At 64.0% G+C, this 19,088-nt stretch carries 18 protein-coding genes; 11 read left to right on the top strand and 7 right to left on the bottom strand.

Annotated elements, in window-relative coordinates:
• Positions 1-82 precede the first annotated feature (82 nt).
• Positions 83-499 (bottom strand): hypothetical protein, encoded by a 417-nt coding sequence (locus NHH88_28960; protein USX13635.1) that lies wholly within the window; start codon positions 497-499, stop codon positions 83-85.
• Between the two features lie 257 nt (positions 500-756).
• Here NHH88_28960 and polA point away from each other — a divergent pair, with 257 nt between their 5' ends.
• From polA to NHH88_28935, 5 genes are all read left to right on the top strand, one after another.
• The gene (gene polA, locus NHH88_28955; protein ID USX13634.1) at positions 757-3,528 is read left to right on the top strand and encodes a DNA polymerase I; all 2,772 of its coding nucleotides are present in this window, start codon (positions 757-759) and stop codon (positions 3,526-3,528) included.
• Positions 3,529-3,781: 253 nt separating this feature from the next.
• Positions 3,782-4,666 carry a dienelactone hydrolase family protein gene (locus NHH88_28950; protein USX13633.1) on the top strand — a complete coding sequence of 295 codons (885 nt, stop codon included), beginning with the start codon at positions 3,782-3,784 and terminating at the stop codon, positions 4,664-4,666.
• A gap of 194 nt (positions 4,667-4,860) precedes the next feature.
• The gene (locus NHH88_28945) at positions 4,861-5,562 is read left to right on the top strand and encodes a ZIP family metal transporter (GenBank protein ID USX13632.1); all 702 of its coding nucleotides are present in this window, start codon (positions 4,861-4,863) and stop codon (positions 5,560-5,562) included.
• 62 nt (positions 5,563-5,624) lie between these two features.
• Positions 5,625-5,906, top strand: a complete 282-nt coding sequence (locus tag NHH88_28940) for a hypothetical protein (GenBank protein USX13631.1) — start codon at positions 5,625-5,627, stop codon at positions 5,904-5,906.
• Positions 5,896-6,174 carry a hypothetical protein gene (locus NHH88_28935; protein ID USX13630.1) on the top strand — a complete coding sequence of 93 codons (279 nt, stop codon included), beginning with the start codon at positions 5,896-5,898 and terminating at the stop codon, positions 6,172-6,174. Before NHH88_28940 ends, NHH88_28935 begins: the two co-directional genes overlap by 11 nt.
• Positions 6,175-6,450: 276 nt before the next feature.
• Here the strand turns inward: NHH88_28935 and NHH88_28930 are convergent, their stop codons facing one another.
• Genes NHH88_28930 through NHH88_28920 form a run of 3 tightly spaced genes read right to left on the bottom strand, consistent with a single transcriptional unit; the run spans position 6,451 to position 9,374 of the window.
• Positions 6,451-7,302, bottom strand: coding sequence for a sulfurtransferase (locus tag NHH88_28930; protein ID USX13629.1), 852 nt, complete (start codon positions 7,300-7,302; stop codon positions 6,451-6,453).
• A 12-nt stretch (positions 7,303-7,314) separates the two neighbouring features.
• The gene (locus tag NHH88_28925) at positions 7,315-8,238 is read right to left on the bottom strand and encodes a DMT family transporter (protein USX13628.1); all 924 of its coding nucleotides are present in this window, start codon (positions 8,236-8,238) and stop codon (positions 7,315-7,317) included.
• An 11-nt stretch (positions 8,239-8,249) separates the two neighbouring features.
• Positions 8,250-9,374 carry an aromatic ring-hydroxylating dioxygenase subunit alpha gene (locus NHH88_28920; protein USX13627.1) on the bottom strand — a complete coding sequence of 375 codons (1,125 nt, stop codon included), beginning with the start codon at positions 9,372-9,374 and terminating at the stop codon, positions 8,250-8,252.
• A 367-nt stretch (positions 9,375-9,741) separates the two neighbouring features.
• Between NHH88_28920 and NHH88_28915 the strand changes: the two genes are divergently transcribed.
• The 3 genes from NHH88_28915 to dxs are packed head-to-tail and all read left to right on the top strand — an operon-like array spanning position 9,742 to position 12,764.
• On the top strand, positions 9,742-9,999 hold the full coding sequence (locus tag NHH88_28915; GenBank protein ID USX13626.1) for an exodeoxyribonuclease VII small subunit: 258 nt from the start codon (positions 9,742-9,744) through the stop codon (positions 9,997-9,999).
• The gene (locus NHH88_28910) at positions 9,996-10,886 is read left to right on the top strand and encodes a polyprenyl synthetase family protein (GenBank protein USX13625.1); all 891 of its coding nucleotides are present in this window, start codon (positions 9,996-9,998) and stop codon (positions 10,884-10,886) included. Before NHH88_28915 ends, NHH88_28910 begins: the two co-directional genes overlap by 4 nt.
• On the top strand, positions 10,887-12,764 hold the full coding sequence (dxs, locus tag NHH88_28905; protein USX13624.1) for a 1-deoxy-D-xylulose-5-phosphate synthase: 1,878 nt from the start codon (positions 10,887-10,889) through the stop codon (positions 12,762-12,764).
• Positions 12,765-12,903: 139 nt separating this feature from the next.
• Here the strand turns inward: dxs and NHH88_28900 are convergent, their stop codons facing one another.
• Positions 12,904-14,127: an SGNH/GDSL hydrolase family protein gene (locus tag NHH88_28900; protein USX13623.1), complete on the bottom strand. Its 1,224-nt coding sequence runs from the start codon at positions 14,125-14,127 to the stop codon at positions 12,904-12,906.
• Between the two features lie 99 nt (positions 14,128-14,226).
• Here NHH88_28900 and NHH88_28895 point away from each other — a divergent pair, with 99 nt between their 5' ends.
• Positions 14,227-15,153 carry a LysR family transcriptional regulator gene (locus tag NHH88_28895; protein ID USX13622.1) on the top strand — a complete coding sequence of 309 codons (927 nt, stop codon included), beginning with the start codon at positions 14,227-14,229 and terminating at the stop codon, positions 15,151-15,153.
• 67 nt (positions 15,154-15,220) lie between these two features.
• Here the strand turns inward: NHH88_28895 and NHH88_28890 are convergent, their stop codons facing one another.
• Together NHH88_28890 and NHH88_28885 are read right to left on the bottom strand one after the other, a co-directional pair.
• Complete coding sequence (locus tag NHH88_28890) at positions 15,221-15,775, bottom strand: cob(I)yrinic acid a,c-diamide adenosyltransferase (GenBank protein USX13621.1); 555 nt, start codon at positions 15,773-15,775, stop codon at positions 15,221-15,223.
• A gap of 19 nt (positions 15,776-15,794) precedes the next feature.
• Complete coding sequence (locus NHH88_28885; protein ID USX13620.1) at positions 15,795-16,352, bottom strand: suppressor of fused domain protein; 558 nt, start codon at positions 16,350-16,352, stop codon at positions 15,795-15,797.
• Between the two features lie 125 nt (positions 16,353-16,477).
• Here NHH88_28885 and NHH88_28880 point away from each other — a divergent pair, with 125 nt between their 5' ends.
• The gene (locus NHH88_28880; GenBank protein USX13619.1) at positions 16,478-17,977 is read left to right on the top strand and encodes an FAD-binding protein; all 1,500 of its coding nucleotides are present in this window, start codon (positions 16,478-16,480) and stop codon (positions 17,975-17,977) included.
• A gap of 10 nt (positions 17,978-17,987) precedes the next feature.
• Positions 17,988-19,082 (top strand): glycolate oxidase subunit GlcE, encoded by a 1,095-nt coding sequence (gene glcE / locus NHH88_28875; GenBank protein ID USX13618.1) that lies wholly within the window; start codon positions 17,988-17,990, stop codon positions 19,080-19,082.
• Positions 19,083-19,088: the final 6 nt, after the last annotated feature.

Genomic DNA, 19,088 nt, shown 5'->3' with positions numbered 1-19,088 from the left:
GTGGCGGACGTCCGGAATGCCTGCCGAAGCAGGCGCGTCTTTAATAGTTGTTAGCGATAAATTGTAAGCGATACTACCGGGTTTACTTGGCGGCCGGCGCTGCTGGTGGCGGCGGTGGCGGTGCGTCGGTCTCGGCCGCCGCTTCGTCTTCCGGATTTTTCTTCTTCTTGCCGCCGAAGGTCATCACGGTCCACTGCGGACCGCGCGCGGCGCCGGACATGGCGTCGCCCGGCAAGGAGCTGCCGACCGGATGGGTCGGTTTCAAGGTGTACGTGCTCGGACCGCTTTTGACGGTCGCTTCCACCACGTTGCCGCTGTTGTCGCGGCGTTCGGTGATCTGGCGCTCCGGCGCCGGCTTGGCCGTCACCGTGATCGGATCGTCGGCCACTTCCTCCAGCTTTTCCAGTTTCGGCGGCGCCTGGCTCGGCGTCGACTGCGCGAACGCGTTGGCGCCGAGCGCCAGGAGGAGTGCCGGCCAGAGGAGTGAGGTGCGCGTCATGATGGATCGCCTTAGTAGGTAAAAAGCCGTGGAATTTTTATGTATGATCCATTGTAACAAACAGACACGCTTCGCTGTGCGCAGCGGCTGGTTTCGAGCTGATTTTCGGCGGAATTCCCCACAGGGAATGTTGAATTTCTCTATCGTATTGTCATACTTGAAACGCGGGCGGGACAGGCGGACGTCGGCCAAAACCTGCGATAATGCGGCATTCGTGGCAAATCACGCACTTTTGCCCTCACATCTCTTTAGTTCCTATGCAAAATACCCTGCTGTTAGTTGACGGTTCCAGTTACCTTTACCGCGCCTTCCACGCGCTGCCCGACCTGCGCAGCCCGGACGGCCACCCGACCGGCGCCATGCATGGCATGGTCAATATGCTGCGCCGGTTGCGCGCCGATTATCCTGCCGCCTACATCGCCTGTGTGTTCGACGCCAAGGGCAAGACCTTCCGCGACGACATGTATCCCGACTATAAGGCCACGCGCGCGCCGATGCCCGACGACCTGCGCCTGCAGATCGAGCCCATCCATATCGCCGTCAAGGCCATGGGCTGGCCGATCCTGATGGTCGACGGCGTCGAGGCCGACGACGTCATCGGCACCTTGTCCGTCGACGCGGCCAAGGCCGGCATGAAGGTGGTGGTGTCGACCGGCGACAAGGATTTGGCGCAGCTGGTCAATCCGCAAGTCATGCTGATCAACACCATGACCAACGAGAAGATGGACGAGGCTGGCGTGCTCGCCAAGTTCGGCGTGCCGCCGAACCGCATCATCGATTACCTGACCCTGATCGGCGACACGGTCGACAACGTGCCCGGCGTGGCCAAGTGCGGGCCGAAGACGGCGCTCAAGTGGCTGACGCAGTACGACAGCCTGGACGGCGTGATGGCCAATGCCGACAAGATCACCGGCGCCGTTGGCGAGAACTTGCGCAAGGCGCTCGAGTGGCTGCCGAAGGGCCGCGAGCTGATCACTGTCAAAACCGACTGCAACCTGTCCGAGCACATGATGTCGATCAGCGAATCGCTGATCGCGCGCCCCGAGGACTCGGAAACCTTGCTGACCTTCTTCGGCCAGTACGGCTTCAAGACCTTGCTGCGCGAACTGAACGCGCTGACCCCGGCCGCGCCCATCGGCGCCGCGGGCAAGGCGGCGGCGGCCGTCGCCGCCGGCGGCGCGGTGTCGTCCAACGGCGACCTGTTCGGCGAAGTGCCGAAGGTCAACGTCAACTATGAAACCGTGTTCACCGACGAGCAGCTCGACAAATGGATCGCGCTGATCGGCGCCGCCGAGCTGACCGCCGTCGACACCGAAACCACGTCGCTGGAGCCGATGACGGCGCAGCTGGTCGGCATTTCGCTGTCGGTGCAGCCGGGTGTGGCTTGCTACATCCCGGTCGCGCACGCCTATCCCGGCGTGCCGGAACAATTGACGCGCGAACATGTGCTGGAAAAACTCAAGCCATGGCTGGAGGACGAGACCAAGCTCAAGGTCGGCCAGAACCTGAAGTACGACAGCCACATCTTCGCCAACCACGGCGTGCGCCTGCGCGGCATCCATCACGACACCTTGCTGCAATCGTATGTGTTCGAATCGCACCGCACGCACGACATGGACGGCCTGGCGCTGCGCCACCTGAACCACACGACGATCCCGTTCGTCGACGTCTGCGGCAAGGGCGCCAGCATGATCACCTTCGACAAGGTGGACATCCAGCGCGCGACCGAATACGCGGCCGAGGACGCCGACATCACGCTGCGCCTGCACCTGTCGATGATCGGCGAGGTCGAGAACGACGAGCGCCTGAGCTACATCTACCGCAACATCGAGCTGCCGACGGCGGTGGTGTTGCAAAAGATCGAGCGCAACGGCGTGCACATCGACGCCGCGCTGCTCGACACGCAATCGGCCGAACTGGGCGCGCGCATCGTCGAGCTGGAGGCCAAGGCGCACGAGCTGGCCGAGCAGCCGTTCAACCTGGGCTCGCCAAAGCAGATCGGCGAGATCTTCTTTGAAAAGCTCAAGCTGCCGGTGGTGAAAAAGACTCCGAGCGGGGCGCCGTCGACCGACGAGGAAGTGCTGCAAAAGCTGGCCGAGGACTATCCGCTGCCGAAGGTGCTGCTGGAATACCGCAGCCTGTCGAAGCTGAAGTCGACCTACACCGACAAGCTGCCGAAGGGCATCAACAAGGAAACCGGCCGCGTGCACACCAACTACGCGCAGGCGGTGGCGGTGACCGGACGTTTGGCGTCGAACGATCCGAACTTGCAGAACATTCCGATCCGAACCAAGGAAGGCCGACGCATCCGCGAAGCGTTCATCGCGCCGCCGGGTAGCCACATCGTCTCGGCCGACTATTCGCAGATCGAACTGCGCATCATGGCGCATATTTCGGGCGACGAAAACATGCTGCGCGCGTTCGCCGAGGGCGTGGACATCCACCGCGCCACCGCCGCCGAGATCTTCGGCGTGGCGCCGGACGAGGTGTCGAGCGAGCAGCGCCGCTATGCCAAGGTCATCAACTTCGGCCTGATCTACGGCATGAGCGCGTTCGGCCTGGCGGCCAACCTGGGCATCGAGCGCGCCGCCGCGCAGAGCTACATCGACCGCTATTTCGCCCGCTTCTCCGGCGTGAAGCAATATATGGACGACACCCGTCTGCAGGCCAAGGCGCGTGGGTACGTCGAGACGGTGTTCGGGCGCCGCCTGTGGCTGCCGGAGATCAACTCGCCGAACGGCCCGCGCCGCCAAGGCGCCGAACGGGCCGCGATCAACGCGCCGATGCAGGGCACGGCTGCCGACCTGATCAAGCTGGCGATGGTGGCGGTGCAGAACTGGCTCGAGACCGACAAGCTGCAGACCAAGATGATCATGCAGGTGCACGATGAGCTGGTGCTGGAAGTGCCGGATGCCGAGCTGGAGCTGGTCAAGCAAAAGCTGCCGGAGTTGATGGCCGGCGTCGCGCAACTGAAAGTGCCGCTGACGGCCGAAGTCGGCGTCGGCAAAAACTGGGACGAGGCGCATTAAGTTGTGCTTCGTGCTCCGGCCGGGTTATCGGCGGCGCGCCGAATGGCGGATTACGCTACGCTAATCCGCCCTACGTGGAACAACACAATGGACGCGACGAGGCCTTGGCAAACGCTGAACAACGCCCCGGGACATAGGGGAAACCGAAGAGACACGTAGGGCGGATTAGGCGGCACGCCGTAATCCGCCAAGCGCCGCCGACAACATATGATTTAACCATTACCCCAACCAACGTAATCAACGGAGGAGTCGCATGGATGATTTGAAGCGGGACGCGGAGAGTTTACTGACGAAAACCAGCCTGTCGGACGGTGTCGACCGTCGCGACTTCCTCAAGGTGGCGCTGGGCAGCGGTTTCGCCGCCGCTGCGATGCCGGTGATGGCGCAAAACGTCATCAAAACCGATACCACCGGCCTGACCGCCGGCACCATCACCCTCACGGTCGATGGCCAAACCGTCCCCGTCTACCGCGCCCAGCCGGAAGGCAAAACCAACCTCCCGGTGGTGCTGGTGATCTCCGAAATCTTCGGCGTGCACGAACACATCGCCGACGTCGCCCGCCGCTTCGCCAAGCTCGGCTACCTGGCCCTGGCGCCGGACCTGTTCGTACGCCAGGGCGATCCGCAAAAATCCGCCTCGATCGCCGACCTGCAACGCGACATCATCTCCAAAACCCCCGACACCCAGGTCATGGCCGACCTGGACGCGCTGGTCGCCTGGGCCAAGGCCAACGGCGGCAACCCCGACAAGATCGCCATCACCGGCTTCTGCTGGGGCGGGCGCGTGACGTGGATGTACGCGGCGCACAATCCGTCGATCAAGGCCGGCGTCGCCTGGTACGGCCGCCTGATCGGCACCTCCAACGCCAATACGCCCAGGCATCCGATCGATATCGCGTCATCTTTGAACGTGCCCGTGCTGGGCCTGTATGGTGAAAAAGACACCGGCATCACCCAGGATTCGATCAAGGCGATGCAGGCCATGCTGGCCAAGGGGCCGAACAAATCGACCTTCGTCATCTACCCCAATTCCGGCCACGCCTTCCACGCGGACTACCGTCCCAGCTATGTGGAAGCGGACGCCAAGGACGGCTGGGGACGCATGCTGGCGTGGTTCAGGCAGAACGGGGTTGCCTGAACCCAGCCAATCACGCCGTTTTAACTGTTTTTAGCCAAAAATGAGCAGGAAAGCGTGCCGGGCGGTAAAATAACGCCCCCGGCCTGCGCAGCGGCACGGCTCCAGGTACAAGAGGCTATAACATCGATCCCATACTCATCTCCATATTACTGGCGACCACACTAGCCGGTGTCGTCAGCATTTCGGCCGCTGCCGTGTTCTCGTTTACGTTGCTCTCGAAGGTAGTCGAGCGCATGGTCAGCCTGTCGGTCGGCATCATGCTGTCGACTTCGCTGCTGCACGCCTTGCCGGAAGCGTTCGAATCGCACGCCAGCGCGCGCAGCCTGTTCGCGACCCTGCTGGCCGGCCTGCTGGCGTTCTTCCTGCTGGAAAAGCTGGCCATCATGCGCCATTCGCACCACCACGAGGGCGACGGCCACCACCACCATCACGGGCACGACAAGCACGAGGCGGGCAAGGCCGGCTGGATGATCCTGGTCGGCGACGGCATGCACAACTTCACCGACGGCATCCTGATCGCCGCCGCCTTCATGGCTAATCCAGAACTGGGCCTGGTGACGGCGCTGGCCATCATCGCCCACGAGATTCCGCAGGAAATTGGCGACTTCATCGTGCTGCTCAACGCCGGTTTTTCGCGCACCCGGGCGTATGTCTACAATTTGCTGTGCAGTTTGCTGGCGATCGCCGGCGGCCTGCTGGGCTACTACACCCTGGACCGCGCCAGCGAGCTGATTCCGTATGTGCTGGTGTTCGCTTCGTCCGGCTTCATCTACATCGCCGTGAGCGACCTGATGCCGCAGATGCAACGCCGCGCCACCTTGCGTGAATCGGTGCCGCAAGTGCTGTTGATCGCCACCGGCGTTGCCATCGTGCTGTTCCTGACCCGCAACCATTGATCCACCCGTCCCGCTTGCGCTGAGGCGCTTGCAGCCAGCGCCGCCCGGCGTATCATGGCGGGATGAACTCTAGAGAAGAGAAGCAGGCGGAGGCGTTAGCGGCCCTCTCGGCCGCCGACCGCGCTCGCCTGGAGCGCATGGCGACGATTGCGAAACTGAGCGCTGATGATCTGTGGACAGATGTCTGGCGTTACGGTTTCGCCGACGTCGAGGAGGGAATTCTCGCCGACATCGAGGCCGACGAGTATTTTAAGTCCAATGCAGGCATCGCCAATGAGGAAGTGATGAGGCACATTAAGGACTTGATCGCAAATCACAGCAAGAGGAATTTAGATGGACGCTAAATCTAAACAGGCGGTGGCACTGGCTGCTCTCTCGGCAGCAGATCGGGCGCGGCTGGAGCGTTTGGCCGCTCGCGCCGACGTAAGTCTAGAGGCGATATGGTCCGACGTGTGGCTCTACGGGTTCGAAGATACGGAGGACAGTGTCGAGACCAATCTGGCTGCCGCCGACGACATTGCAGCAGGTCGGACGGTCTCCAACGAGGAAGTGATGGAAGGGCTGAAGCGGATAGTGGATAGCCATGCCGGCCGCAAACAGCGCTCCGGTTAAGCTGCCAATTCGGTGGCTGCCGAACGCGCAAAGGGCTGCCGAGAAATCACTTAATCATATCGCTGCGCAAGACCCAAACGCTAGCGCGCTGGTCTACAAGCGTTTGCTTAGCGCTCTAGACGTGATCTCGCTGCAGCCAGCGATTGGCACTCCGACGCATCAAAAGAATATCAAACGTTTCCCAATCCCGAAGACCGGGCACACGATTGAGTACCGCCCCACAACAAGTGAAATCGTCATTACCCGCTGGATTCGCCAAGCGAGAGTCCGAAAGCCTTAGCCCCCGGTCGCCACCGGCCTTGCCGGGTCCGAGCACCACTCGCTCCACGAACCCGGATATAGCGCCGCCCCCGGCAGCCCTGCGACCTCCAACGCCAGCAAATTGTGGCAAGCCGTCACACCCGAGCCGCACTGCATGATTGCCTGCGGCGCCGCCGCGAACAACGGCGAAAACTCCTGCTTCAACTGCTCGGCGCTCTTGAAGCGGCCATCCGGCGTCAAATTATCCTTGAAGAAGCGGTTCTTGGCGCCAGGGATGTGGCCGCCGACCGGATCGATGGTCTCGTTCTCGCCACGGAAGCGGTCCGCCGCGCGCGCATCGACCACCACCCGCGTCTGCGTGACCAGGTTCGACTCCACATCCTCCACCGTGACCGTGTGCATCAGCGATGGCTTGTCGCTGATCGTGCCACCCGAGCGCGTGACCACCATCGTCACCAGCGGCAAGCCCTGCGACTGCCACGCGGCCAGGCCGCCGTCGAGCACCGCCACCGCAGGATGGCCGACCCAGCGCAGCAGCCACCACAAGCGCGCGGCGAACATGCCGCCGTGCGCGTCGTAGGCCACCACTTGCGTGTCGTCGTTGATGTCCCAGCCGCGCAGGGTGGCGATCAGCGCGGCGCGGTCCGGCAACGGATGGCGGCCGTGGAACTTGCCGTCCGCGCCCACCTTGGCGCCGGACAGGTCGGTATCGATGTTGGCGAACTGCGCGTTCTGGATGTGGCCGATGGCGAAGCCGTCGCGGCCCGCGTTCGGATTCATCAGGTCGTGCCGGCAATCGAGGATGACCCAGTTGTCATCGTTCAGATGCTGGGACAGGTCGGCGGCGCTGATCAACGTGGTGTGCATGGTCCGGACTCCTTAGACTTCACTGGCGATGGGGTCGGTATTGGCGATGGCCTTACCGCGTTCGGTGTTACGGGTATTGTAGAACGTCGCGGCCACGCCCGACGCCAGAATGATGGCGATGCCGGCCCAGCTGTGCCAGCTGAACACGTCGCCGAACACCAGCACGCCCCAGATACTGGAGAAGACGATGCCGGTGTACTGCAGATTGGCGACGACCAGGGTCTGGCCGAGGCGGTAGGCGCGCGTCATGGCGATCTGCGCGCTGGTGGCGCACACGCCGATGCCCAGCAACAGCAGGCCGCCGTGGACCGTGTCGATCGGATGCCAGACGACGGGTTTGTCGCCCGCGAACAGGTAATTGCCGGCCACGCCGGCGACGATGTTCATCACCGCGAAGTAGAACACCACGCGGTTTTCCGGCTCGCCGGCCAGGCCCAGCTTGCGCACCTGCATATAGGCCATTGCCGTCAGCACGCTCGAGAACAGCGCGATCAGCGCCGGCACCAGCTGGTTGGCGTGGAAGGCAGGTTGCAGCAGCAGGGTGACGCCGACGAAACTCATCGCCACGGCCACCAGCAGCGGCCATTTGACCTGGTTCTTGGCGTGCCACCAGCCCATCGCGAACAGCCAGACGGCGATCCAGATCGGCGACAGGTAGTTGAGCGTCATGGCGGTGGCCAGCGGCAGGTTGGCGATCGAGTAGTACCACAGCCACAGCGAGATGACGCCGATCAGGCAGCGCCAGAAGTGCGCCATCGGCATGGAGGTGCGGAAGCTGCCGCCCTGGGCGCGGATGATCACCGCCAGCACGATGACGCCGACGATGCCCCGGTACATGACCATTTCAGATGTCGAGAACTCTTCGGAGGCCAGCTTCACGCACACCCCCATGATGGCGAACATGAAGCTTGCGAACAACATCCAAAGTGACTGCATCTGATTCCTGTCTATGTTGAGCGGCCCTGGGCCGCCGATATGTCTATATTGGCGCGGTACCACTCGTGGAAGTGCTGCATGCCGTCTTCCATCGGCGACTGGTAGGGGCCGGCGTCGCTGGTGCCGCGATCGAACAGGGCCTTGCGGCCGGCGTCCATGCGCAGCGCGATCTCGTCGTCCTCGGCCACGGTTTCCATGTAGGCGGCGCGCTCGGCCTCGATGAACTCGCGCTCGAACAGCACGATTTCCTCGGGGTAGTAGAACTCCACCACGTTGCGGGTGCGCTGCGGGCCGTCCGGCCACAGGGTCGAGACGATCAGCACGTGCGGGTACCACTCGACCATGATGTTCGGGTACAGGGTCAGCCAGATGGCGCCGAACGGCGGCGGTTCGCCGCCACGGAACTTGAGCACCTGCTCCTGCCAGCGCTTGTAGATCTCGGAACCCGATTTGAGCAGGCCCTTGTTCACGCCCACGGTCTGCACGCTGTAGTCGCGGCCGAATTCCCAGCGCAGGTCGTCGCAGCTGACAAAGCCGCCCAGGCCCGGGTGGAACGGCTCGACGTGGTAATCCTCCAGATAGACCTCGATGAAGGTCTTCCAGTTGTAGTTGCAGATCTGCACTTCGGCGTGGTCGAACATATAGCCGGAAAAATCCAAATCCCCGGTCACCGACAGGTTCTTGAGCTTGTCCATGACGTTGTAGCCGTTTTGCTCGAACAGCAGGCCGTTCCAGCTTTGCAGCTGGGTCTTGGGCAGGTTCAGGCACGGCGTCTCGGCGAAGTGCGGTGCGCCGATCAGTTCGCCCTTGAGGTCGTAGGTCCAGCGGTGCAGCGGGCAGACGATGTTGTTGGCATTGCCACGGCCGTTGAACATCAGCGCCTGGCGGTGGCGGCAGACGTTGGACAGCAATTCGAGGCCGTTTGCGTTGCGCACCAGCATACGCCCTTCGTTTTCGGAAACGAGGGTCGCAAAATCGCCGACGTTCGGCACCATCAGTTCGTGCCCGACGTAACGCGGACCGGCCTGGAATAATTGCTGCATTTCACGCTGCAACAGCGCTTCGTCGAAGTAGACGTTTACCGGCAGTTGCGCGTGTGGACGCGCCAGCTTGGCGTGGGTACCCAGATCGGACATCCCAACCCCCCTTAATATGTACATCAAACCAAAGAGAGACAGAATCCGTAAAGACCTGAATTCAAGTTCGTTGAAAATGGTATTTCGGACAGAACCGGCGATTATACCGCCTTTCACTCCCTACCGACAGACGGTCGTGCTCGTTTTTCGTGCAAAAACTTGTAACAAGTGCATGCAGATCAGGCATCTGGGGTCGATTGCGATAAAATCCATAGTTCGCCGCCGGTACGGCCGCTATAGTTCCACCGGAGAAGGTGGTTTGTTCTAAAATAACGGGCTACACTGCGCTGGCGGGTATTGTTAACCGTTAGTAGCCTGAAATTAGCCCGGAATTAGCCCTGAAGTTTGCCTTGAAGCCTGAGTGACTATGTCTAAGAAATTAACCGCCGACGCGACCGCCGCCGCCCCCGTCTCGTTTGAAGAAGCGATGGCGGAGCTGGCTACCTTGGTTGCGCAAATGGAAGCAGGGCAACTGCCGCTCGAAGCGTCGGTGGCCGCCTATGCGCGCGGCTCGGAGCTGGTCAAGTTCTGCGCCGCCCAGCTCGAAAAAGTCGAATCCCAGGTCAAGGTGCTGGAGGGCGACATGCTCAAGCCGTTCGCGGAGAGCGGCGAGGCCGAGCAATGAGCGGCGCCTTCGACGACTGGATGAAAACCGTGCAGGCCGGATCCGAAAACGATTTATCCGGTTTCCTTCCGACCGCGACGACGGTGCCGGCCAAGCTGCACGACGCCATGCGCTACGCGCTGCTCGGCGGCGGCAAGCGCGTGCGCCCGCTGCTGGTGTACGCGGCCGGCGCACTGTTCGACGCCGACCCGGCCACCTTGGCGCGCGCCGCCGCCGCCGTCGAAATGATCCACGCCTATTCGCTGGTGCACGACGACATGCCGTGCATGGACGACGACGCGCTGCGCCGGGGCAAGCCGACCGTGCACGTCGCCTACGACGAAGCGACCGCGCTGCTGGTCGGCGACGCGCTGCAATCGCAGGCCTTCCTGGTGCTGTCCGAGGCGGCCGGCGTGCCGGCGTCGCGCCAGGTGGCGATGCTGCGCCTGCTGGCGCATGCATCCGGTTCTGCCGGCATGTGCGGCGGCCAGGCGATCGATCTCGACAGCGTGGGCCTCAGCCTGACGCTGGAACAGCTGGAGCATATGCACCAGCTGAAAACCGGCGCGCTGCTGCGCGCCGCCGTGATCCTTGGCGCGCTGGCCGGCAAGGATCTTGACGAGGCCGAAATGACGGCGCTGAACACCTACGCGCGCGCCATCGGCCTGGCGTTCCAGGTGGTCGACGACGTGCTCGACGCCACGGCCGATTCGGCCACCCTGGGCAAGACCGCCGGCAAGGACGCCGCCGACAACAAGCCGACCTACGTGTCGATACTGGGTCTGGAACCGTCGCGCGCGCTGGCGCAAACATTGCGGCTCGATGCGCACGCAGCGCTCGCGCCGTTCGGAGACAAAGCTCTGCGGTTACGCGAACTCGCGGATTTGATCGTGCAGCGGAAGGCATAAATGAACTTGCTACAAAATATAGATTCACCAGCCGATGTGCGCAAACTGGCGTACACCCAACTGACGCCGCTGGCGCATGAACTGCGCGCCTACCTGCTCGATTCGGTCTCCAAGACCGGCGGCCACCTGTCGTCCAATCTCGGCACGGTCGAACTGACCGTGGCGCTGCACTACGTGTTCAACACGCCGCACGACCGCATCGTCTGGGACGTGGGTCATCAGACGTACTCGCACAAGATCCTCACGGGCCGGCGCGAGCGCATGAACACCCTGCGCCAGTTGAACGGCATCTCCGGCTTCCCCAAGCGCGACGAGAGCGAATACGACACCTTCGGCACCGCCCACTCGTCGACGTCGATTTCGGCCGCGCTGGGCATGGCGCAGGCGGCCAAGATCAAGGGCGAGCAGCGCCACGCGATCGCCGTCATCGGCGACGGCTCGATGACCGCCGGCATGGCGTTCGAGGCGCTCAACAACGCCGGCGTGCAGGACGACATCAACCTGCTGGTGATCCTCAACGACAACGACATGTCGATCTCGCCGCCGGTCGGCGCCTTGAACCGCTACCTGGCGCGCCTGATGTCGGGGCAGTTCTACGCCGCCGCCAAGAACGTCGGCAAGTCGGTGCTGCCCGGCCCCGTGCTGGAACTGGCCAAGCGCCTGGAGGAACATGCCAAGGGCATGGTGGTGCCGGCCACGATGTTCGAGGAATTCGGTTTCAACTACATCGGCCCGATCGACGGCCACGATCTGGACTCGCTGATCCCGACGCTGCAAAACATCAAGCAGCTCAAGGGACCGCAGTTCCTGCACGTGGTGACCAAGAAGGGCCAGGGCTACAAGCTGGCCGAGGCCGAGCCGACCTTGTACCACGGTCCCGGCAAGTTCAATCCGGCCGAAGGCATCAAGCCGGCGGTCGCCCCGGGCAAGATGACCTACACCGACGTCTTCGGCAACTGGCTGTGCGACATGGCGGCCGCCGACAAGAAGCTGGTCGGCATCACGCCGGCGATGCGCGAAGGATCGGGCATGGTGCGCTTCGAGCAGGAATACCCCGACCGCTACTTCGACGTCGGCATCGCCGAGCAGCACGCGGTGACCTTCGGCGCCGGCCTGGCGTGCGAGGACATGAAGCCGGTGGTGGCGATTTACTCGACCTTCCTGCAACGCGCCTACGATCAACTGATCCACGACGTCGCGCTGCAAAACCTGGACGTGACGTTCGCGCTGGACCGCGCCGGCCTGGTCGGCGCCGACGGCGCCACGCACGCTGGCAATTACGATATGGCTTATCTGCGCTGCATCCCGAATATGGTCGTCATGGCCGCGTCGGACGAAAACGAGTGCCGCCAGATGCTGACCACCGGCTACCAGTACAAGGGACCGGCGGCGATCCGCTATCCGCGCGGCGCCGGCATCGGCGCGACCATCAAGCCGGAGCTGACGACGATCGAAATCGGCAAGGGCGAGATCAAGCGCAAGGGGCAGAAGATCGCGATCCTGGCGTTCGGTTCGATGGTGACGCCGTCGATGACGGCCGGCGAGACGCTCGACGCCACGGTGGCCAACATGCGCTTCGTCAAGCCGCTGGATGTGGAACTGGTCAAGCAGTTGGCAGCCGATCACGATTATCTGGTGACGGTGGAAGAGGGCTCGATCATGGGCGGCGCCGGTTCGGCGGTGGCCGAGGCGCTGGCCGCCGAGGGCATCGTCAAGCAGGTGCTGATGCTTGGTTTGCCGGACAAGTTCATCGACCATGGCGACCCGGCCAAGCTGCTTGCCAGCGTGGGCCTGGATGGCGCAGGCATCACCGCCTCGATCAAGAAGCGTTTCGACAGCACCGGCGACGAGCCGCGTTTGGTGGTCAACAACGGTTGATTCGAGCGTAGCCCGGCAGCCTGAGCTGCGACGGAAACACGGCTGCCCGAACTGCCACGGAACCACGGAAACACGTAGGGCGGATTAGCGAAGCGTAATCCGCCAATGCGTGCTCCGTCGGCGACCCGCGCAAGGCCAATCAAGGCAGTAAGCCCGCCGCCACCTCTCCGGCCATCGCCTCGTACCCGGCGTCACCCGGATGCAGGTGATCGCCACTATCAAAGCGCGGCAACATGCGCGCCGGCCGCGCCGGATCGCGCAGCGCCTTATCGAAATCGACCACCGCATCGAACTCCCTACCGTCCCTGATCCACTGATTGACCTCGCGCCGCACCGCATCCTTCTCCGGCGTGTAGTAACCGTCAAACGGCGTACCCTGCAGCGCCCCCTCAAACGGCAACAACGTCGCGCCGACGATACGCACCCCACGCACGCGCGCCTGCGCGATCAACTGCCGATACACGGCGATCATGCGCTCCGCCCGCATCGGCGGCTCGTCCGGCGCGAAGGCGCTTTGCGGCCAGCCGATGTCATTGATCCCCAACAGCACCAAGACAGTCTTGACGCCTGGCTGGCTTAATACATCCTGCTCGAAGCGCGCGGCAGCATTGACGCCCATGCGATCACCCAGCAAGCGCGCGCCGGAGATGCCGGCATTGACCACGGCCACGCCGTCCGCGCTCAAGCGGGCAGCCAGATAATCCGGCCAGCGCCGGTCGCGATCCGGTGTCGAGCCGTTGCCATCGGTGATGGAGTCGCCCAGCGCGACCAAAGCACCTTTGCCGCCGGGCGCTTCGACCAGGATGGCGCTGAGCAGCGCGCGGCCATGCATCGCTTGCGCCCCCTTCGGCGATTGCGCGGTCGTCGCGTTGCCATCGGCGATATGGCCGGTCTGCTGCGCGCCCCAGTGGAAGGTCTTCAACGGCGTCGCTTGTCGCAGGTACACGCTGACGGCCAGCTTTTCCAGCGCGCCGACACGCATGTCGACAGGATCGCTGACCAACGGCGCCCCGGCCGGGATGGTGGCCACACGCTGGCCGCCGAAGGTGAGCTCACGCGCGGAACCGGCAGCGTCGCCGTCGCGGGCGACGCGCGCTTCCCCTATGACGATCGGCTGGTCGCCATAGCGGTTCGACAGGACGACACGCACGCGCGTTCCGCCAACGCTGATGCGCGCCGTTTCGCGCACGGTCTGCCGCTCCAGCGTCGCCGGAACAGCGGTCGGCAGCGGAAAATCCGCTCCCCATGTGGCTTGCGGACTGGCGTACCAACTGGTGGTCCAGCCGCCCGATCGCTCGGCGGCATGTAAAGGCGCCGCCAGAGTCAGCACGGCAGCCAGCGCTAGATAGTTCAAGGTTTTCATCATGGGCTCCTGTGTAAAGCCGCACGATAGGTCATTCTCAATATCATGAGAAGGAGTGTGATTGGACTATACTTTATTCAAATATCGAATAGGCTGACAATGGATACCATCCGATCTTTACGCTGCTTCATACGCGCCGTCGAATTGGGCAGCCTCTCGGCCGTCGCGCGCGAAGAGCGCACCACCCAGCCCACCGTCAGCAAACTGATGGCGGCGTTGGAACGGGAGCTGGGCGTTCGTCTGCTCGAACGCAGCACCACCAGCCTGCAACCGACGCCGCAGGGCAGCCGCTTCTATCAGCGCGCGCTTGGCGTGCTGGCGGAATACCAGGAGGCGGTGGCCGAGGCACGCGGCCAGACCGACACGCCGGCCGGGCTGATACGGGTCAACGCGCCGGCGGCCTTCGGCCAGTTCCGTCTGAACGCCATGCTGGCGTCCTTTCTGGAACAATATCCGCAAGTCGACATCGAACTGATACTCGACGACCGCATGGTCGATCTGGTGAAGGAGGGTGTCGATATCGCGCTGCGACAAGGCCGTGAATTGCCGCCGGACGCGGTGGCGCGGCTGGCCGGCGTCTCGCCGAGGCATCTGGTGGCGGCGCCGTCCTATCTTCGGCTGCGCGGCCAACCGCGTCATCCTCGGGAACTAGCGGACTTTGATTACATCCGCTTCGCCTGGCTGGCCGATGGCGACATGCTGACCTTGCATAGCGGCGACAAGATTGAAAGCGTGGTCACGCGCGGCCGCTACCGCGTCAATCATGCGCTGGCGATCCGCGAGAGCCTGGCGGCCGGCGGCGGCATCGGATTATGTCCCCTATGGCTGGTGCAGGATTTGCTCGACAGCGGGGACTTGGTGCGTGTGCTGCCGGAGTGGGAAGGCCAGCCGCAGGCGCTGCACCTGCTGTCGCCGTCGCGCCGCTATCAGCCGTTGCGCGCGAGGCTGCTGCTCGATCACTTGGCCACGCACATCGCGCGGCTGCCCGGCTACGCCCTTTCGCAGCCCGCAACCCGGAATCCTTAAACAGTAGGCATGCGCCGCTGCAATGGGGTCTGACCCCGCCGGGTCAGACCCCGCCTGGCATTGCGGGTTAGCCGCGCTTGCGCTCGTGCTGCCACAGCACGTCGCTACCGCCGCCGAAGCGGTTCAGCACCCGCGACAGCACGAACATCAGATCCGACAAGCGGTTCACGTACTGGCGCGGATGTTCGTGGATGGTTTCCGTTTTGCCCAAGGTGACGATGGCCCGTTCCGCGCGGCGGCAGACCGTGCGGCACACGTGCGCCTGCGACGCCGCGCGCGAGCCGGCGGGCAGGATGAATTCCGTCAGCGCCGGCAAGGTGGCGTTGTACTTGGCCAGCAGCGTGTCGAGCCGCTCGACGTGCGCCTCGGTGATCATCTGATAGCCGGGGATGCACAATTCGCCGCCCAGATCGAACAGGTCGTGCTGGATCGTCACCAGCTCCTCGCGCAGGTCGGCCGGCATGTCCTCGCACAGCAGCAGGCCGATATGCGAATTCAGTTCGTCGACTTCGCCGATCGAATGTATCCGTACGCTGTCCTTGTCGGTGCGGCTGCCGTCGCCAAGGCCGGTGGTGCCGCCGTCGCCGGTGCGGGTGGCGATCTTTGAGAGTCGGTTGCCCATGTGTGGCTCCTGGTGTCGATTATTTGCCGGCGATGCTGGCGCGGGTGGGATCGTAAGGATGGAAGCCGGGCGTGTTCCAGAAAGCCTCGGTGCCCTTGGCCTCGTAAATGGCGATTTCCTCGTCATACATCGGGAACAGGCCGGCCAGGTAGATGGTGCGGTCTTGAAGTTCGAACTTGACCTGGTCCTTGTCCATGAACTGCGGACGGTAGACGAAGCAGGCGTTCATCGCGCTGTCGCCCGACATCGGCATATCCAGTGCGAACGACGACTGGTAGGCGAACGAGCGCTTGTCGAAAAACTCCTGCGCGAGGTAGGCGGCGCCCTTGCCCCAGCCCCGATCGGTGGTCTTCAGCGTGAAGCTCAGCTCCGGCTTGCCGTGCACCCAGTCAGGGTGGCTGGCATTGGAGAGACCGGCGGTGACAGCCGTCAGCATACCCTTCGCCGGGAAGTCGGCGAAATAGAAGATCAGCATGCGTGGACGGCCGCTCAGCGTGATATGGGCGATTTCCGTCGCCTGCATGTTGAAGCGCCGCTCCAGTGCCAGCAGCCACTCTTTTTCAAAATTGTTTTCCATACTATTCCAATGGTTGATATAGCGACGGCCGGGAGATTATACGCCGCACATCGGTCAAAGATATCGCCTGGCCGGACGTTTGTGCTTACAATCGAGGCTCACTCGTGTTTTCAGGCGCAGGTCCCATGAACACTGTCATACCAGAAGCGGAAATGCTGGCCGATATCGCCGCCCGCCGCGAGCAGGTCGCTGCTGCGCTGCGGTACGTGCTGCCGTCGAGCGCCATCCTGTCCGCGCCGGAGGATACCCGGCCTTACGAATGCGACGGTTTGGCCGCCTACCGCCAGCTGCCGATGATCGTCGTGCTGCCCGACAGCGAGGCGCAGATCGTCGCGGTGCTGGGCGTGTGCCGGGAGTTGAACGTGCCGATCGTGCCGCGCGGCGCCGGCACCGGCCTGTCCGGCGGCGCCATGCCGATCGCCGACGGCGTGGTGCTGTCGACCGCGCGCCTGAACCGCATCGTGCGCATGGACGCGTATTCGCGCACGGCGGTGGTCCAGCCGGGCGTGCGCAACCTGGCCATTTCCGAGGCGGCCGCGCAGCACCGCTTGTACTATGCGCCCGATCCGTCGTCGCAGATCGCCTGCACCATCGGCGGCAACGTGGCGGAGAACTCGGGTGGCGTGCATTGCCTGAAATACGGCCTCACCGTGCACAATGTGCTGCGCGTGCGCATGGTGACCATCGACGGCGACGTGGTGGAACTGGGTGGCGAGGCGTTGGACTCGCCGGGCCTCGATCTGCTGTCGGTCTTCGTCGGCTCGGAGGGCATGCTCGGCATCGTGACCGAGGTGACGGTCAAGCTGGTTCCCAAACCGGCGACGGCGCGCGTGATCATGGCGTCGTTCAACGAGGTTGTCGCCGGCTGCGAAGCGGTGGCCGCGCTGATCGCGGCGGGGATCATCCCGGCCGGATTGGAGATGATGGATCAAACCTCTTCGCGCATGGTCGAGCCGTTCGTCCAGGCAGGCTACGACACCGATGCCGCCGCGATTTTGCTGTGCGAAGCCGACGGCACCGCCGAGGAGGTGGAGGAGGAGATCGCCCGCATGTCGGCCGTGCTGCAAACGGCCGGCGCCAGCGCGATCGCCGTGTCGCAGTCGGAAGCGGAGCGCCTGAAGTTCTGGTCCGGCCGCAAGAACGCCTTTCCTGCCGCCGGCCGCATCTCGCCGGACTACTACTGCATGGACGGCACGATTCCGCGCAAGCGCCTGGGCGAGGTCCTGACCGGCATCGCGCAGATGGAAGCCAAGTACGGCCTGCGCTGCGCCAATGTCTTCCACGCCGGCGACGGCAACCTGCACCCGCTGATCCTGTTCAATGCCAACATCCCCGACGAGTTCGAACGCGCCGAAGCCTTCGGCGCCGAGATTTTGGCCCTGTGCGTGGCGGTCGGCGGCACCATCACCGGCGAGCATGGCGTGGGCATCGAGAAGATCGATTCGATGTGCGTGCAGTTCGCGCCGTCCGAGCTGGCGGCGTTCTTCTCGGTCAAGCGCGCATTCGATCCGGCCGGCCTGCTCAATCCGGACAAGGCGATACCGACCTTGAACCGCTGCGCGGAATTCGGCAAGATGCGCGTCAGCGGCGGCGCGCTGCCGTTCGCCCACCTGCCGCGTTTTTGAACGGAGCGACATGACTGACTCATTGAACGATGCCTCGACCGAATCATTCACCCGTGTCGCCGCACAGCTTGGCGCCCGTGTTCGCGCCGCCACGGCCGCCGGCAAGCCGTTGCGCATACGCGGCGGCGGCACCAAGGACTGGTATGGCCAGGCGCTCGACGGCGATGTGCTCGACACGCGCGCCTATTCCGGCATCGTGTCGTACGAACCGACCGAGCTGGTGATCACCGCGCGGTGCGGCACGCCGCTTTCGGAGATCGAGGCGCTGCTGGCGCGGCACAATCAAATGCTGGCTTTCGAGCCGCCGCGCTTCGGCGCCGAATCGACGATAGGCGGCGTGGTGGCCAGCGCCTTGTCCGGGCCGCGCCGCGCCAGCGCCGGCGCCGTGCGCGACTTCGTGCTGGGCGCGGTGCTGATGGATGGACGCGGCGAGGGGCTGCGTTTCGGCGGCCAGGTGATGAAAAACGTCGCCGGCTACGACGTCTCGCGCCTGCTGGCCGGATCGCTCGGCACTTTGGGCTTGATACTGGAAGTGTCGCTCAAGGTGCTGCCGGTGCCAATCGGCGAAGCCAGTTTGCGGTTCGAGATGGACGAGATCCAGGCGTTGACGCGGTTGAACGAGTGGGCGGGACGGCCGCTGCCGATATCGGCAAGCTGCTGGCACCGGGGCGCGCTGTCGCTGCGCCTGTCCGGCGCCGAAGCGGCGGTGGCCGCGGCGCGGCAAAGGCTCGGCGGCGAGGTGCTGGACGACGGCGCGGCCTTCTGGGCATCGCTGCGCGACCAGTCGCACGACTACTTCAGCGGCGGCGTCTTGTGGCGCCTGTCGGTGCCGCCGGCGGCCAGCGCCATCATCCTGCGCGGCGAGCAGCTGATCGAGTGGGGCGGCGCCCAGCGCTGGCTCAAGGTGGACGATTGCGATGCGGGGCAGGCGGCCGGCATCCGCAGCGCGGTGGCGGCGGCCGGCGGGCATGCGACGCTGTTCCGGGGCGGGGACAAGCCGCTTGGCGTTTTTCATCCTTTGGCGCCGGCGGTGGCAAAGATTCACGACCGGCTGAAGCAGTCCTTCGATCCGGCGGGGATCTTCAATCCCGGCCGCATGTATTGACCAGAA

Source organism: Oxalobacteraceae bacterium OTU3CAMAD1, from assembly GCA_024123915.1.
Taxonomy (GTDB): domain Bacteria; phylum Pseudomonadota; class Gammaproteobacteria; order Burkholderiales; family Burkholderiaceae_D; genus Rugamonas.
Note: the sequence above shows the minus strand (reverse complement) of the source record. Positions and strands in the feature narration are given on the sequence as shown.

Coding starts and splice junctions, on each gene's coding strand:
- NHH88_28895 (USX13622.1), top strand. CDS start 14,227: ATGGATACCATCCGATCTTTACGCTGCTTCATACGCGCCGTCGAATTG.
- NHH88_28960 (USX13635.1), bottom strand. CDS start 499: ATGACGCGCACCTCACTCCTCTGGCCGGCACTCCTCCTGGCGCTCGGC.
- NHH88_28935 (USX13630.1), top strand. CDS start 5,896: ATGGACGCTAAATCTAAACAGGCGGTGGCACTGGCTGCTCTCTCGGCA.
- NHH88_28920 (USX13627.1), bottom strand. CDS start 9,374: ATGTCCGATCTGGGTACCCACGCCAAGCTGGCGCGTCCACACGCGCAA.
- NHH88_28925 (USX13628.1), bottom strand. CDS start 8,238: ATGCAGTCACTTTGGATGTTGTTCGCAAGCTTCATGTTCGCCATCATG.
- NHH88_28910 (USX13625.1), top strand. CDS start 9,996: ATGAGCGGCGCCTTCGACGACTGGATGAAAACCGTGCAGGCCGGATCC.
- polA (USX13634.1), top strand. CDS start 757: ATGCAAAATACCCTGCTGTTAGTTGACGGTTCCAGTTACCTTTACCGC.
- NHH88_28940 (USX13631.1), top strand. CDS start 5,625: ATGAACTCTAGAGAAGAGAAGCAGGCGGAGGCGTTAGCGGCCCTCTCG.
- NHH88_28880 (USX13619.1), top strand. CDS start 16,478: ATGAACACTGTCATACCAGAAGCGGAAATGCTGGCCGATATCGCCGCC.
- NHH88_28930 (USX13629.1), bottom strand. CDS start 7,302: ATGCACACCACGTTGATCAGCGCCGCCGACCTGTCCCAGCATCTGAAC.
- NHH88_28915 (USX13626.1), top strand. CDS start 9,742: ATGTCTAAGAAATTAACCGCCGACGCGACCGCCGCCGCCCCCGTCTCG.
- glcE (USX13618.1), top strand. CDS start 17,988: ATGACTGACTCATTGAACGATGCCTCGACCGAATCATTCACCCGTGTC.
- NHH88_28885 (USX13620.1), bottom strand. CDS start 16,352: ATGGAAAACAATTTTGAAAAAGAGTGGCTGCTGGCACTGGAGCGGCGC.
- NHH88_28950 (USX13633.1), top strand. CDS start 3,782: ATGGATGATTTGAAGCGGGACGCGGAGAGTTTACTGACGAAAACCAGC.
- dxs (USX13624.1), top strand. CDS start 10,887: ATGAACTTGCTACAAAATATAGATTCACCAGCCGATGTGCGCAAACTG.
- NHH88_28900 (USX13623.1), bottom strand. CDS start 14,127: ATGAAAACCTTGAACTATCTAGCGCTGGCTGCCGTGCTGACTCTGGCG.
- NHH88_28890 (USX13621.1), bottom strand. CDS start 15,775: ATGGGCAACCGACTCTCAAAGATCGCCACCCGCACCGGCGACGGCGGC.